General features: G+C 72.4%; 12 protein-coding genes. 7 read left to right on the top strand and 5 right to left on the bottom strand.

The window, feature by feature from the left end; translation table 11 throughout:
- Window positions 1-565: 565 nt before the first annotated feature.
- Entirely contained in the window at window positions 566-1,132 is a 567-nt protein-coding gene (locus ACE101_RS03835) for a glutathione peroxidase (protein ID WP_379126225.1), read from the bottom strand.
- A gap of 220 nt (window positions 1,133-1,352) precedes the next feature.
- On the opposite strand from ACE101_RS03835, the gene ACE101_RS03830 reads away from it, so the two are divergent.
- On the top strand, window positions 1,353-1,550 hold the full coding sequence (locus ACE101_RS03830; RefSeq protein WP_379126224.1) for a hypothetical protein: 198 nt from the start codon (window positions 1,353-1,355) through the stop codon (window positions 1,548-1,550).
- 168 nt (window positions 1,551-1,718) lie between these two features.
- Window positions 1,719-2,324: a TetR/AcrR family transcriptional regulator gene (locus tag ACE101_RS03825; protein ID WP_379126223.1), complete on the top strand. Its 606-nt coding sequence runs from the start codon at window positions 1,719-1,721 to the stop codon at window positions 2,322-2,324.
- 71 nt (window positions 2,325-2,395) lie between these two features.
- On the opposite strand, the gene ACE101_RS03820 is transcribed toward ACE101_RS03825, so the two are convergent.
- The 3 genes from ACE101_RS03820 to ACE101_RS03810 all read right to left on the bottom strand — a co-directional run bounded on the left by ACE101_RS03820 (window position 2,396) and on the right by ACE101_RS03810 (window position 6,704).
- Window positions 2,396-3,199, bottom strand: a complete 804-nt coding sequence (locus ACE101_RS03820) for a Bax inhibitor-1/YccA family protein (RefSeq protein WP_379126222.1) — start codon at window positions 3,197-3,199, stop codon at window positions 2,396-2,398.
- Window positions 3,200-3,400: 201 nt separating this feature from the next.
- Entirely contained in the window at window positions 3,401-5,983 is a 2,583-nt protein-coding gene (locus tag ACE101_RS03815) for an ABC transporter permease (protein ID WP_379126221.1), read from the bottom strand.
- A 13-nt stretch (window positions 5,984-5,996) separates the two neighbouring features.
- A complete protein-coding gene (locus tag ACE101_RS03810; RefSeq protein WP_379126220.1) occupies window positions 5,997-6,704 on the bottom strand; it encodes an ABC transporter ATP-binding protein in 708 nt (235 codons plus the stop codon).
- Window positions 6,705-6,758: 54 nt separating this feature from the next.
- On the opposite strand from ACE101_RS03810, the gene ACE101_RS03805 reads away from it, so the two are divergent.
- The 3 genes from ACE101_RS03805 to ACE101_RS03795 all read left to right on the top strand — a co-directional run bounded on the left by ACE101_RS03805 (window position 6,759) and on the right by ACE101_RS03795 (window position 9,436).
- On the top strand, window positions 6,759-7,484 hold the full coding sequence (locus ACE101_RS03805; protein WP_379126219.1) for an arylesterase: 726 nt from the start codon (window positions 6,759-6,761) through the stop codon (window positions 7,482-7,484).
- Window positions 7,485-7,513: 29 nt separating this feature from the next.
- Window positions 7,514-8,068 carry an RNA 2',3'-cyclic phosphodiesterase gene (gene thpR / locus ACE101_RS03800; protein ID WP_379126218.1) on the top strand — a complete coding sequence of 185 codons (555 nt, stop codon included), beginning with the start codon at window positions 7,514-7,516 and terminating at the stop codon, window positions 8,066-8,068.
- A gap of 420 nt (window positions 8,069-8,488) precedes the next feature.
- A complete protein-coding gene (locus ACE101_RS03795) occupies window positions 8,489-9,436 on the top strand; it encodes an aliphatic sulfonate ABC transporter substrate-binding protein (RefSeq protein ID WP_379126217.1) in 948 nt (315 codons plus the stop codon).
- Window positions 9,437-9,529: 93 nt separating this feature from the next.
- Here ACE101_RS03795 and ACE101_RS03790 read toward each other — a convergent pair whose 3' ends face one another.
- Window positions 9,530-10,723 carry a PQQ-dependent sugar dehydrogenase gene (locus ACE101_RS03790; RefSeq protein ID WP_379126216.1) on the bottom strand — a complete coding sequence of 398 codons (1,194 nt, stop codon included), beginning with the start codon at window positions 10,721-10,723 and terminating at the stop codon, window positions 9,530-9,532.
- A 317-nt stretch (window positions 10,724-11,040) separates the two neighbouring features.
- Here ACE101_RS03790 and ACE101_RS03785 point away from each other — a divergent pair, with 317 nt between their 5' ends.
- Window positions 11,041-11,295 carry a hypothetical protein gene (locus ACE101_RS03785; protein ID WP_379126215.1) on the top strand — a complete coding sequence of 85 codons (255 nt, stop codon included), beginning with the start codon at window positions 11,041-11,043 and terminating at the stop codon, window positions 11,293-11,295.
- A 355-nt stretch (window positions 11,296-11,650) separates the two neighbouring features.
- A complete protein-coding gene (locus tag ACE101_RS03780; RefSeq protein WP_379126214.1) occupies window positions 11,651-14,014 on the top strand; it encodes a sensor histidine kinase in 2,364 nt (787 codons plus the stop codon).
- The last annotated feature ends 84 nt before the right edge of the window (window positions 14,015-14,098 follow it).

Below are 14,098 nucleotides of genomic sequence, written 5' to 3'. Positions count from 1 at the left end.
TTGGCAATGGGCATGCTGTCCCGAAACCGGCCGGGAAATCCATCGGGTCCAGCAGCATCGGACCCACGTTACTCAGGCTCGATCAATCCGCGGACCGGATGGAAAAGTCTAACGGATGAAAAGGGATAATCAGCACGCCGTGGTCGCGGTCCGGAACCGGGCGGACACTGTCACTGCGACGATTGATCAAGAAAGTTGCGGGACAGCAACACCAAACCAGCGGTTCACCGGCACCTGAACAAACAAATGTCAAATACTGACCGGCATCACGTATTCGTCTCTATTTCCCATGGATTTCAGAAACGACTCACGAGGCGCCGAGCCAGGGTCCCGCTTCCGATGCATCGCGGCAAGCGCCCCGGATGCAGACTTCCGAAGCACAGCTGCGAGCGTCGATCTCGCAAATTCGACGCGTGCGCAGGTGCGTCATCGGACATGCGGAGCCGTCATGCCGACGAATACGGTTCCCCGATGCGGCGGATGCCCACCGGGACCGTCGCTCCCGGTCGCTCGACTGCGCGCCCCCACATCTAGCAGATGATTGCCGGACGGTGCGGCTCCGCCGTCAGCCGGCCTGCGAATCGAGCTCGCGGGCGATCGCCGTGACCATGCGGGGATCGGTGGGCTCGACCGGCGAGGCGAAGGCGGCGGCCAGATGGCCGTCCCGGCCGACGAGGTACTTGTGGAAGTTCCAGCGTGGGGTCTCCCCCGGCTTCTCGCCGGCGGCCCAGCGGTAGAACGGATGGGCGTCCGGCCCCGTCACCGCCGTCTTGCCGACGACCGGGAAGGTCACGCCGTGCGCCCGGCGCACGGCCTCCACGATCGCCTGACCGTCGAGGGGCTCCTGGCGTCCGAAATCGCCCGAGGGCACCGCGATGACGGTGAGCCCCCGCGCGCCGAAGCGGGTCCAGACCTGCTGCAGCCCGGCGAATTGCGGCGCGTATCCGCAGGCGGTCGCGGTGTTGACCACGAGGATCGGCCTGCCGGCGAGGTCCGACAGGGCGAGGCGGGTGCCATCGGCCCGGTCGAAGCCGAAGGCGGCCGCGGTGGCCGCGCTCTGGGAACCGGCCCGCGCGGGAACCGCCATCAGGCCACCGAGCAGGATGAGGGCCTCGCGGCGGGCGATCGGCATCGGGGGACGCTCCGAGGGATGATCCGGCTTTCGACCATCGGCCTCCCGCGGCGTCCCGGCAAGCCGCCCCGCACCCGTCTCACGACACTGTTCCCTGCTCCACGACGTCGCACCCCGTAAGATCGGTCAAGCTTAGCACCGGAACCGGACCGCATGACATTTGCGGTGAACCTTCCTGCAACTGCCACGTTGTCGGAACAGAGTCGCAGCGGAGACGATCATGGGCCGACACGAGATCCTCGACTACTTCGAGCATCGTCGCGATGGCGCCTGGGTCTGCACCAAGCCCTTCACGCTGACCACCCGCCGCGAGAGCATCCCGATCCGTCCCGGGATGCGCTTCGATTACGGCATGCGCGTCGGCGGCCTCGATCTGGCGGAATACCTGGAGCAGCTCGGCTCGCAGTTCGGATCGTGACCGGCATCTCCTTCAGCGAATGATGCCGGTTCGGCTTAAGGGGGTGCGTGACGCGCGCCCTCATGGGTGACGCAAGGTGACGCAATTGCGCGACAGATGGGTAAATCCGTCACCGCCGGGGCGGGCGTGCTTTTGAACTGCTCGGGCGAGGTCCTATAGGCTCGCGGGATGACCATCGCCGAGCCGCCTCCGGACGAGACCGCCCCGACCACCCGCTGCCGCATCCTGTCGACGGCGGCGCGCTTCTTTCAGGACATCGGCTACCAGAAGACCACGGTGGCCGACATCGCCAAGACGCTCGGCATGAGCCCGGCCAACGTCTACCGCTTCTTCGAATCGAAGAAGGCGATCAACGAGGCGGTGGTGGAGCGGCTCACCGGCGAGGTCGAGGCCATGATCGCCGCGGTCGCCGCCCGGCCCGGACCGGCGGCGGAGCGCCTGCGGGCGATCATCCACACCCTCCACCGCGACAGCGCCGAGCGCGTCACCGCGAGCCCCCGCCTGCACGAGATGGTGGAGGCGGCGATGACCGAGAGCTGGGACGTCTGCCACCACCACGTCGACCGGATCACCACGGTGATGGAGCGCGTCATCGCCGAGGGCGTGCGCATGGGCGAGTTCCGCCATTCCGATCCGGCGCAAGCCGCCCGCTACGTGCACACGGCGATCCTGCGCTACTGCCACCCGGTGCTGCTCGTGCGCTGCCCGGGCGACGTCGCCCCGCCCCTCGACGGAATGATCGACCTGCTGCTGGCCGGCCTGCGGAAAGGCTGATCCGCCCACGAAAAACCCCGGCCGCGCGGGGCGCGGCCGGGGCTGGCGCGACGCTCGGGCGCCGCCATTTGTCAGTTGTTCCGGTTGCCGATCAGCGACAGCAGGAACTGGAACATGTTGATGAAGTCCAGGTACAGCGTCAGCGCGCCGAACACCGAGACCTTCGCGGCCGCCTCCTGATCGAAGTTGCCGTAGAGGTACATCTCCTTCAGCTTCTGCGTGTCGTAGGCGGTGAGACCCGCGAAGATCACGACGCCGATCACCGAGATGGCGAATTGCAGCGCGCTCGACGCGAGGAAGATGTTCACCAAGCTCGCGATCACGAGGCCGATCAGGCCCATGACCAGGAACGAGCCGATCCCCGACAGGCTGCGCGAGGTGGTGTAGCCGTAGAGGCTGAGGCCACCGAACGCCGCCGCGGTGATGAAGAAGACCTGCACCACGCTGGCGCCGGTGTAGCGGATCAGCAGCGTGGAGAGCGAGGCACCCATCACCGCCGCGAAGGCCAGGAAGGTCGTGCGGGCGGTCGCCGCCGACATCCGGTCCATGCGGAAGGAGAAGAAGAAGATGAAGGCGAGCGGCGCGAGCGCCACCACCCACATCAGGGGCGAGCCGTACAGGGCCTTGCCGAACGCGGTCAGCGGGATGGAGCCGATGCGGGCCACGGCATCGGCCGAGGAGCTGGCGACCGCGAGCTTGTTGACGCCGAGCGCGACCACCGCCGAGACGGCGAGGCCGAGCACCATGTTGTTGTAGACGCCGAGCATGAACGCGCGCAGGCCCTGGTCGACCTCGACTTGGCCGCGGGCGTAGCCCGTCGGGGCTCCGTATCCGCTCGCGCCGCCCTGCCGGAACGGGCTGTTCTCGAATGCCATGGGAGATTCCTTCGGAAGCTCTCTAGCGTGGTGATTCCTGAATCGAGGCTCACGCGATCCTCGGACGCCGCAGCACGGCGTCGTGCCGGGAATATGTGAGGCCTGGCCGATGCGCACAAGGCCTCAGGCCGGCAAAGCTCGCCGCCGGCCCGGCCCGGGTGCTACGTCCATCGGCCGCATCACCAAGTCGGGATTAAATCCTCACAGACTTCGTAAGTATGACGCCGGCTTCTGACCGAGGATCCGCCACGTCCCGACGAGGCCCAGGCCGATCGCCACCACCACGGCCAGGGCCGCCGCCGTCACGGCCCCCGAGAGGTCGAGCAGGAAGTCGATCCGCATCACCTGCGTGACGATCACCCAGGCGGCGAGGGTGCCGGCGATCAGGCCGAACACGGCCGTGGCGAGCCCGAGCGCCCCGTATTCGAGGGCGTAGGCGAAGAGGAGCCGCCCGCGCGTGGCGCCGAGGGTCTTGAGCACGACCGCATCGTAGAGCCGGGCCCGGTGCCCGGCCGCCAGGGCGCCCGCGAGCACGAAGAGGCTCGCGACGAGCGCGACGCCGCTCGCCCCGCGGATGGCGAAGACGAGCTTGCCGACGAGGTCATTGACCGCCTCCAGGGCGTCCTTGACCCGCACGCTGGTGACGGAGGGGAAGGCCAGGGCGGCCCGCCGCAGGATCTGCGCCTCCAGGGCCGGGTCCGCCTCCGGCAGGGTCAGGGTCGCGAGGTCGGCGTGCGGCGCGCCCCGGAAGGTGCCGGGCGAGAACACCATCACGAAGTTGATGCCGAGGTTGCGCCACTCGACATGGCGCAGGTTGGCGATCCTCACCGTGAGGTTGCGGCCGAGCACGTTCACCGTGACGCTGTCGCCGACCTTGAGGCCGAGCGCCCGGCCGAGCTGGTCGTCGAAGGAGACGAGCGGGGTCCGGGCCTGCTCGGCGTTCCACCACGATCCGGCGGTGACCCGCGAGCCGTCCGGCAGATCTTCCGCGTAGGTGATGCCCCGGTCGCCGTCGAGCACCCAGGCCGCGTCCTCCGGCGCCCTGATCTCGCTGGCGGGCCGGCCGTTCAGGGCGACGATGCGCCCGCGCATCATCGGCACCCGCTCGATCTTGGCCCGCGGCGCGGCCCCGCCGAGGAGCTGGTCGAAGGCGGCGGCGTCGCGGCCCGGGATGTCGAGGAAGAACAGGTTCGGCGCGCGCGAGGGCAGCGAGCGGGTCAGCGTCCGGGTGATGCTGGCATCGATCAGGCTCAGGGTCACGAGGAGCGTGATGCCGAGCCCGAGCGAGAGCACGATCGAGGGGGTGAGCGCCCCCGGCCGGTGCAGGTTGGCGAGCGCGAGGCGCGGGGCGGCGCGGGTCGGGCGCGGCAGGCGGCGCGCGAGCGCCATCAGCCCGAGGGCGATGCCGCGCAGGAGCGCGAAGGCGAGCCCCGCCGCGACGATGAAGATCAGCGCGACCTTGCGGTCGAAGGCGGTGAGGAGCGCCAGCGCCACCAGACCCGCGAGGGCGGCGGCGAGCACCGCGACGTAGACCGGGCGCGGCCAGCGCCGCTCCGGATCGACCGTGTCGCGAAACAGCCCCGAGACGGCGATGTCGTGGGCGCGACCGAGGGGCCCGATCGCGAAGGCGAGCGCGGTGAGGAACCCGTAGAGCGCCGCCACCAGGAGCTCGCCCGGCGCCACCGTGGGCTCGAGCGGCACCGGCAGCAGGTCCGCGAAGACGGCGACGAGCCCGAAGGGCAGGGCCGTGCCGACCGCGAGGCCGAGGGCGATGCCGAGGGCGGCGATCAGCATCACCTGGGTGAGATAGAGGCCGACCACCTGCCCGCCCGGAGCGCCGAGGCTCTTCAGGGTGGCGATCGAGGCCCGCTTGCGATCGACGAAGCCGCGCACGGCGTTGGCGACGCCGACCCCGCCGACCATCAGGGCGGTGAGGCCGACCAGGGTCAGGAACTGGGTGAAGCGCTCGACGCTGCGCGAGAAACGCGGATCGGCGTTGAGCCGCGAGCGGATCTCCCAGCCGGCCTCCGGCAGGCCCGCCTTCGTCTCGGCGATCACCTGCTCGACCCGTGCATCCGACGGGTCGGCGAGCTGGAGCCGGTAGACCCAGCGGTTGAGGCTGCCCGGCTGGATCAGGCCGGAGGCGCGCAGGGCCCCCTCGCCGGTGAGGAGCCGCGGGCCGAAGCCGAGGCCGCTCGCGATCTTGTCGGGCTCGTTCGTCAGCACGGCGCGCAGCTCGACCGTGGCGGTCCCGATGGTGACGCGGTCGCCGAGCTTGAGATCGAGCCGCGCGAGGAGCGCCGGATCGACCGCCGCCCCGTAGGCGCCGCCACGCTCGGCGAGGAGGTCGGCGCGGGACAGGGCCGGCTCGGTGACGAGGTCGCCGGAGGCCGGGTAATCCGGGCCCACCGCCTTCAGCTCCACCAGGGCCGCGCCCTTGTCGCCCGCCACCGCCATGGCGCGGGTGAAGGCGACCGCCGAGACGCGACCGCGCGCCTCCAGGAAGGCCCGCTCGGCCGGGCTCGCCTCCCGGTGGATGAGGCCGAAGGCGAGGTCGCCGCCGAGGATGGTCCGCCCCTGCCGGGCGAGCCCGTCGGTGAGGGAGCGCGACACGGAGGCGACCCCGGCGATCGCCGCGACGCCGATGGCGAGGCAGGCGAGGAACACCGCGAAGCCGCGCAGGCCCCCGCGCAGCTCGCGCAGGGCGAGCCGCAGGACGAGGGGCAGGCGCGGAGCCGGGTTGCGGCGCCCGGGAGCGCTCAGGGAGGGCAGGCTGCCGTGCATGGGGTCCGATCCGTCAGGCCGCGGCCGCCGCCTCGACGTGCCCGGAGCGCAGCCGCACCGTGCGGTCGCAGAGCCGGGCGAGGCCGGGATCGTGGGTCACGAGCACGAGGGTCGCGCCGCGGTCGCGCTTGAGGGCGAAGAGCAGGTCGACGATCGAGGATCCGGTCGCCTCGTCGAGGTTGCCGGTGGGCTCGTCGGCGACGAGGATCGCCGGATCGGGCGCCACCGCGCGGGCGATGGCGACGCGCTGCTGCTCACCGCCCGAGAGCTGGGCGGGATAGTGGTGCAGCCGGTGCCCGAGCCCAACCGCCGTCAGCTCCCGCTCGGCCCGCGCGTGAGCGTCCGGCTGGTCGGCGAGTTCGAGGGGCAGCGCCACGTTCTCCAGCGCCGTCATGGTCGGCACGAGGTGGAAGGATTGGAAGACGATGCCGATGCGCCGGCCGCGGAAGCGCGCGAGCGCGTCCTCGTCGAGGCGCGAGAGATCCGTGCCCTCCACGAGGACGCGCCCGGAATCCGGCCGCTCCAGCCCCGCCATGGTCATGAGCAGGGTGGACTTGCCCGAGCCCGAGGGGCCGACGAGGCCCACCGCCTCGCCCGCCGCGACGGAGAGCGAGATCCCCTTGAGGATGTGCACCCGCGCAGCCCCCCGCCCGAGGCTGAGATCGACGCCGTCGAGGGTGATGGCAGGGGCCTTGGCCGCTGCGCTGGCCTTGTCGGTCATGGGTCTTTGGCCGATCTGTGAGGGCATCAGGACGGTGCCCCGGAGGACAATCAGGTGAGCCGCAGTGACGATCGCACGACCGCCCGCCCGCCCGATATGGTCGGTCGTCCCCGGCTCCGCCACCTCCTAGCCAGCTACCGTGGCGGCCTCGCGACGCTCCTGTTTCTGTGTGTTTCCGCCATGACCCTGCTCTCCGGCCCCGCCCGCGCGGCCGACCGCCTGCGCCTCGTCGCCCTCGGCGACAGCCTCACCGCCGGCTACGGCCTTCCGGCGCAGGCCGCCTTCCCGGCGGTGCTGGAGCGGGCGCTCACCGCGAAGGGCCTCGCCGTGAGCATCGAGAATGCCGGCGTCTCGGGCGACACCACCACGGGCGGCCTCGACCGGCTCGACTGGTCGGTGCCCGACGGCACGGAGGGCGTCATCCTCGAACTCGGCGCCAACGACATGCTGCGCGGCACCGACCCGGCGGTGGCGGAGAAGAACCTCGATGCGATCATCACCCGCCTGACGGCGCGCGGCATCCCGGTGCTGCTCGCCGGCATGAAGGCGGCGCGCAATCTCGGCCCCGACTACGTCGCCCGCTTCGACGCGATCTACCCGCGCCTCGCCGAGCGGCACGGGCTGCTGCTCTATCCCTTCTTCCTCGACGGCGTCGCCGGGGACCGCGGCCTCGCGCTGCCGGACGGGCTCCACCCGACCGCCGCGGGCGTGGAGCGGATCGTCGCGGGCATCCTGCCCACCGTCGAGACCTTCGTGGCGCGCCTGCGCAAGGCGCCCTGACCGGCAAGACATCCCAACCGGAGAACGCCATGCCGCGCCTGTTCACCGGGATCGAGATCCCCCTCGCGATCGGCGAGGCCCTGGCCCGCCACCGCGGCGGCCTGCCCGGTGCCCGCTGGGTGGAGCCCACCGATTATCACATCACCCTCCGCTTCATCGGCGACGTGGATGGCGGGCTCGCCGAGGAGATCGCCGTCGCCCTCGGCGAGACCCGGCCGCGGGGCGTCCTGCCGCTCGGCCTCGACGGGCTCGCGAGCTTCGGGCGCGAGCGGCCGAACGCGGTCTTCGCCCGCGTGGTCCCCTCCCCGGGCCTCGACGAGCTGCAGGCCGAGCAGGAGCGCCTGATGCGCCGCCTCGGCCTGAAGCCCGACACGCGCCGCTTCACGCCGCACGTCACCCTGGCCCGGCTGCGGCGCGAGGCGACGCCCGAGGCGGTGGCGCATTACCTCGCCCTTCAGGGAGCCTTCGCGCCGCTCGCCTTCACGGCGGAGCGCTTCGCCCTCTACTCGGCGCGCGACTCGGTCGGCGGCGGTCCCTACGTGGTCGAGGCAGCCTACCCGCTCGATGAGACCGGAGGGCCTTGAGGGGGCGACGGGGCATGCAGCTCGGAACAAGCGGCGGGAGAAAGCCGGCGCGGAAATCGGGATAGCAAATCCCATCCTCATGCTGAGGACCGTTTCGGCTTCCAGGAGCCGGTCCGCTGGCCACCATCGCCGGTTCGGGCTCCCCAAGAGCACCCCCACCTCCCGCCGCACCGCACCTGAGCCGGAATGCCGCACCGGGAGCATGTGCTTTCCCTCCGCGACAATCCCCGGGAAGGTTCGTCCCCGGTGCGGTCCGGGCGGAGAATGGCACGTGCGTCGTCCGCGCGATCAGCAGCGCCCCTGATCGGCCGAACCGCCGCCCGCGCCTTGCGAACCGATTGATTTTCCAGGCCGATCCGGTAGCGATGGCGCATCCGTTCGCCAAAACGAACAACGCAGCCGCTCTACCGGATCATGCCCATGCGACGCAGAGACCTTCTCGCCGGAGCCACCGCCCTCCTCGCCGCGGGCCGGCTCCCCGCCCGGGCCGAGGCCGCGCCGCTGCCGAAGGAGGTGCGGCTCGGCTTCCAGAAGGCCGGCCTGTTCGTGTCCGCCCGTCAACGCGGGGTCTACGAGGCGCATTTCCAGCCGCTCGGCGTGGCGGTGCGCTGGGTCGAGTTCCAGTTCGGACCGCCGATGCTGGAGGCGCTGAACCTCGGGGCGATCGATTTCGCGACGGTGGGCGACGCGCCGCCGATCTTCGCCCAGGCGGCCGCCGGCAACCTCCTCTACGTCGCCGCGCAGGAGGCCGGCGGCGAGGCGGTGATCGTGCCGGACGCCTCCCCAATCCGCAGCCTCGCCGACCTGAAGGGACGCACGATCGGCGTGCCCAAGGGGTCGAGCGCGCACGCGACGCTGGTCGCCGCCGTCGAGAAGGCCGGCCTGTCGTGGAGCGACATCACCCCGGTCTACCTCGCCCCGGCGGACGGGGTCGCGGCCTTCGCGCGCGGCGCGATCGACGCGTGGTCGATCTGGGATCCCTATCTCGCCATCGCTCAGGCGAAGGGCGCCCGGATCGTCGCCCTCAACCGCGAGGTCGCGAACCCGCACAGCTTCTACCTCGCCAACAAGGGCTTCGCGGAACGCTATCCCGGCGTGGTCGGGCAGATCGCCGACGTGCTCGCCCGCGAGGCGGTCTGGGCGGGCGCGAACCGGGACGCCTACGCGCAGGCGCTCCATGCGGCGCAGGGAATCCCCCTCGACATCGAGGCGGCGGTGGTGGCGCGCAGCCGCCTGCGGATCAAGCCGATCGACGAGGCCGTCCTCGACAGCCAGCAGCTCACCGCCGATCGCTTCCACAAGCTGGGCCTGATCCCGCGGCCGATCCGCGTGCGCGACATCGCCTGGACCTGGGTGCCGAAGGCCTGAGCGGAACGGCCCGCGCCATATGGCGCAGATCCCTGGTTTCGCATCATCGTCACCGCCGAAGCAGTGACCGCTTCGGCGCATGACGCGGAGGCCTCAACGCCCGGGCGCGAGCCGCAGGATCCGCCCGTCCCGCCCATCCGTCGCCACGTAGACCGCGCCGTCGGGCCCGACCTTGACGTCGCGGATGCGGGCATCGAGCGGGATGCGCTCCTCCGTCGCCACCCGGTCGCCGTCGAGCCGCAGCACCACGAGCCCCTCCGAAACGAGGCCGCCGACCAGCATGGCATCGCGCCACGCCGGGAAGAGCGCGCCGTCGTAGCGCGCCATGCCGGAGGGGCCGATGACCGGGTCCCAGTAATAGACCGGCTGCTCGGTCCCCTCGCGCCGGGTGATGCCCCGGCCGACCTTGCCGCCGCTGTACTCGATGCCGTAGGTCACCTCCGGCCAGCCGTAATTGCGCCCGGGCTGCGGACGGTTGAGTTCGTCGCCACCCCGCGGCCCGTGCTCCACCGTCCAGAGCCGGCCCTGGCCGTCCAGAGCCGCCGCCTGCACGTTGCGGTGGCCGTAGGACCAGATCGTCGGCAGGGCGTCGCGGCGGCCCGCGAAGGGGTTGTCCTCCGGCGCCGACCCGTCCGCCCGGATGCGGAACACCTTGCCGAGCCCGCTGCCCAGATCCTGCGCCTGCCCGCGGGTCTGCCGGTCCGAGCGCTCGCCCACGGTCACGAACAGCGCCCCGTCCCCCGCGAAGACGAGGCGCGAGCCGTAATGCTTGTCCCCGTCATAGGTCGGCATCTGACGGAAGATCACCTGGAGCCCGTCGAGCCGGGCGCGTCCGCCCTCCTCCACCAGCCGGGCGCGGGCGACGCTGGTGCCGTTGCCGCCCGGGCGCGGCTCGCTGAAGCTCACGAAGACCGAGCGGTCGCTCGCGAAGGTCGGGCTCAGCGCGAGGCCGAGGAGGCCGCCCTGGCCGCGGGCATCGACCTTCGGGGCGCCGTCGACCGGCACCGTCCGGCCGTCCGGCAGGATCAGGCGCAGGCGGCCCGCCTTCTCGGTGGCGAGGATCCGCCCGTCCGGCAGGAAGGCGAAGGACCAGATCCCGGCAAGCCCGCGCGCGACCGTGGAGACCGCGACCCGGGTGGCCTCGTCCGGCTGCGGCGCGCGGGTCTGGCCCGGAAAGGCCGGTGTCTGGTCGGGGGCGTTCGGCGGCTGCGTCTCGGCCGGCGGGCGCGGTGCCGCGGCGACGGGCCCGGCGAGGAGCGTGGCGAGGATCAGGGCGGCACGGCGCATGGGGTCGGGTCTCCCGGCAACACCTCCGCGAGATAGGACGGGGTGGCGGGCCGGCCCTGCGGTCCGTTGTCGTGCCGGGGTCCGGATGCGGGCGGCTCAGGAAATGTTGCGTCCACCCGGGCGCCACGCAATAGGACGGCCGGCCGGGCCTCGCCCGACGCAAAACCCCGGACATCCGCCCCGCCTATACGCCATTCCCACAACAGCCCGGCACGGGCGGGGCGGAGACGGTCGTGATGGGCAAGACGAGGCTGACCCTTCCGAGGCTGACCTTTCCAAGGCTGACCCTTGCAAGGGTGACCCTGCCAAGACTGAACTTGGCGAGGCTGATCCTGGTGAGCGCGCTGCTGCTGACGGGCATCGTGGTGATGGCGACCGGACCGGGGCCGGCGGCCGGAACGGCCGCGCGCGCCGCGACGCGGGCCCCCGCTCCGGCGATGCCGGCCGACCCCTGCGCGGGCGCCGCCTGGCCCTATCGCCCGGCGGGCTGCGCGGCGGAGACCGGACGGGCCTCCGTGCGGGTGATCGGCGCGCCGATCCGGATCGCCGATGGCCGGCCCCTCGGACAGTGACGCCGATGCCCCATTTCAGCGCCGACATCCTGGACGAGGATCCCGAAGGCGCCGCGCTCCTGCGGGCGATCCTCGGACCCGGCCGGCCGGACAGGTGCCGCGCCTGCACGCCGCCGCCCCTGTTCGCGGCATCCGCGCCTCCGCCGCCGAGCGCACGCTCCGTCGCCGGCTCCGGCCGCCCCGGATCGCGCGCCCGCCCGTCCCGCCCGCAGACCGGCCGCTCGCGACGCTCGGCTTGCCCGCGCTCCTGACTGGGCTCTACTCTCCCGCGTGCGCGCCGCCCCGCCCCACCGCGGCGTGCGGTTCCGCGCGGTCGGACCCGGAGATTCCGGTTCGCGGGGGGTACGGGGCAGGGATGCGGGTCGGCCACAAGATCCTCCTGGTCGGCGGTCTTCCGATCGCGATCGCGGCGCTCATCGCGCTCGCGGGCTGGCTGCTCCTCGCCGAGGCCGAGCGGGCGCGCGCCGGTGCCGTCGTGGCGGGCACCATCTACCGGACGCTCAGCGCCGCCACGACCGTGCGCGACGAGTACCTCGCCGCCGCTCCCGACGCGCGCAGCGACCAGGCGGAGCGCTTCTCCCGGCTCGCCGCCGGGGCGATGGCGGCGCTCGACGACCTGCGCGGGCTCGCGCGCACGCCCGAGCAGGCGGCGCGGATCGATGCCGCCCAGGGCGCGCTGATCGATTCGGTCGCGCGCATGCAGGGGCTGGCGCAGATCACCCGGGAGAACGACGCGCTCATCGCCGAGATGGCGACCCGCGCGGACACGCTCGTGAGCCTCGCCGATCAGGCCCGCGACCGGCAGCGCGCGGCCAATACCGATCTCGTCGCCTCGCTCACCGAGAAGGCGCGGCGCCTGCGGCAGGTCCGCGACGTGGTCTCGGCCGTCAACGCGCTGCGCACCGTCGTGGCGGCCCAGGAGGCCGAGATGCTGCGCGGCGCCCCGCCGCTGCGCATCGGGGCCGCCTTCACGCAGATCCGCAACGCCGCCCGCGACCTCGCGGAGGTCCTGCGCACGGACGGGCGGGCGCGGGAGGCGGAGGAGAGCCTGATCCTCGCCGCCGCCTACGAGGCCTCGCGACGGAGCCCGGAGCCGGAGGAACTCGCCGCCATGGGTGCGCCCGCGGCGGCGGTCTCGCCCGTCGGCGTGCTCGGGGATTGGTGCGACCGGGTGCTCAAGATCGACGGCTCGGCCCAGCGCGCCCTGCACGACGAGGTGACCCAGCTCCTCGCCTACGCGGTGCAGGCCAACGAGACCGAGCAGGCGACGCAGAACATCGCGATCGCGACGCTCAAGCTCGGCCAGCGCACCGCCGAGGCCCTGCGCCGCCGGGACGCCGCGAGCGCCGCCGCCATGCTGGACGAGGGGGCGGCCCTGTCGGAGACCGCCGCCGCCCTGCCGATCTCTCCCCTGATCCAGGGCGAGATGGTGGATGCGATCGACGGCTGGCGGGCGCGGCTCGGCACCACCATCGCGGGCCTGAGCCGGCAGAACGAGGGCATCGCCGAGATGGACCGGCTCGCCGCCGGCATGGGCGAGAGCGCGCGCCGGCTCAACCAGATCTTCATCGACGACGCCGACCATTTCGGCCGCTCGATCCGGCGCCTGCTGCTGATCGGCGCGACCGCGGGCCTCGTGATCGGCTCCGGGGTCGCGCTCGCCGTGGCCCGCTCGATCACCGCGCCCCTGCGGCGGCTCCAGCGCAGCATGCTGGCGCTCGCCGCCGACCCGTCGCGGCGCGAGGTCGGCGACACGGACCGCCGGGACGAACTCGGCGACATGGCGCGGGCGACCGGCATCTTCGTCACCGAGATCCGGCGGCGCGAGCGGGCCCTGCGCCTCGCCAAGGAGGAGGCGGACCGCACCCTCGCCGAGCTGCGCCAGACCCAGGCCGACCTGATCCAGGCGGAGAAGCTCGCCTCCCTCGGCCAGCTCGTCGCGGGCGTCGCCCACGAGATCAACACGCCGCTCGGCATCGCGCTCACCACCGCGACGCTGGTGCGCGACGAGGCGCGGGAGTTCCACACCCTCGCGGCGAGCGGGCAGCTCTCGCGCTCGCGGCTCACGAGCTTCATCGACCGGGTGCAGGAGGGCTCGCATCTCCTCACCGCCAATCTCGGCCGCGCCGCGGACCTCGTGCACAGCTTCAAGCAGGTCGCGGTCGACCGCATCAGCGACGAGCGCCGTCGCATCGCCCTGCACACGTGGCTCGACGAGCTGCTGCGCAGCCTGGGGCCGCTGCTGCGCAAGGGCGGCCACCGCATCATGCTGCGGGCGGGGGCGGAGAGCGAGATCGACACCTATCCGGGGGCGCTCGCGCAGGTGATCACCAACCTCGTGACGAACGCCGTGGTGCACGGCTTCGCCGAGGGCACGCCCGGCTCCATCACCGTGACGGCGACGCGGGAGGAGGGATGGGTGCGCATCGAGGTCGCCGACGACGGCCGGGGCATCGCGGCGGCGGACCGCGAGCGGATCTTCGACCCGTTCTTCACCACGGCCCGGCACCGGGGCAGTTCGGGGCTGGGCATGCACATCGTCTACAACCTCGTGACGGGCCGGCTGCAGGGCCGCATCGCCATCGAGAGCCGCGAGGGCGAGGGCACGCGGGTGCGGGTGGAGTTCCCGGCGGAGCTGAGCCCGGAGGTGCGCCCGGCGGCGAACCTGCTGCAACGCCCCGAGGACCGGATGCGGGAACCGCTCTCCCGCGCGGGGTAGGCGGATCTCCGCCTCATCCGACAAGGGATGACGGTCTTTGCCTATGCGGGAGCGGGCATCTCGCGCCATTGTCGCGGCCATCGC

This window comes from Methylobacterium carpenticola, from assembly GCF_042748905.1.
In the GTDB taxonomy this organism is placed as follows: domain Bacteria; phylum Pseudomonadota; class Alphaproteobacteria; order Rhizobiales; family Beijerinckiaceae; genus Methylobacterium; species Methylobacterium carpenticola.
Note: the sequence above shows the minus strand (reverse complement) of the source record. Positions and strands in the feature narration are given on the sequence as shown.

Coding starts and splice junctions, on each gene's coding strand:
- thpR (WP_379126218.1), top strand. CDS start 7,514: ATGCCGCGCCTGTTCACCGGGATCGAGATCCCCCTCGCGATCGGCGAG.
- ACE101_RS03815 (WP_379126221.1), bottom strand. CDS start 5,983: ATGCACGGCAGCCTGCCCTCCCTGAGCGCTCCCGGGCGCCGCAACCCG.
- ACE101_RS03790 (WP_379126216.1), bottom strand. CDS start 10,723: ATGCGCCGTGCCGCCCTGATCCTCGCCACGCTCCTCGCCGGGCCCGTC.
- ACE101_RS03825 (WP_379126223.1), top strand. CDS start 1,719: ATGACCATCGCCGAGCCGCCTCCGGACGAGACCGCCCCGACCACCCGC.
- ACE101_RS03810 (WP_379126220.1), bottom strand. CDS start 6,704: ATGACCGACAAGGCCAGCGCAGCGGCCAAGGCCCCTGCCATCACCCTC.
- ACE101_RS03835 (WP_379126225.1), bottom strand. CDS start 1,132: ATGCCGATCGCCCGCCGCGAGGCCCTCATCCTGCTCGGTGGCCTGATG.
- ACE101_RS03780 (WP_379126214.1), top strand. CDS start 11,651: ATGCGGGTCGGCCACAAGATCCTCCTGGTCGGCGGTCTTCCGATCGCG.
- ACE101_RS03795 (WP_379126217.1), top strand. CDS start 8,489: ATGCGACGCAGAGACCTTCTCGCCGGAGCCACCGCCCTCCTCGCCGCG.
- ACE101_RS03820 (WP_379126222.1), bottom strand. CDS start 3,199: ATGGCATTCGAGAACAGCCCGTTCCGGCAGGGCGGCGCGAGCGGATAC.
- ACE101_RS03830 (WP_379126224.1), top strand. CDS start 1,353: ATGGGCCGACACGAGATCCTCGACTACTTCGAGCATCGTCGCGATGGC.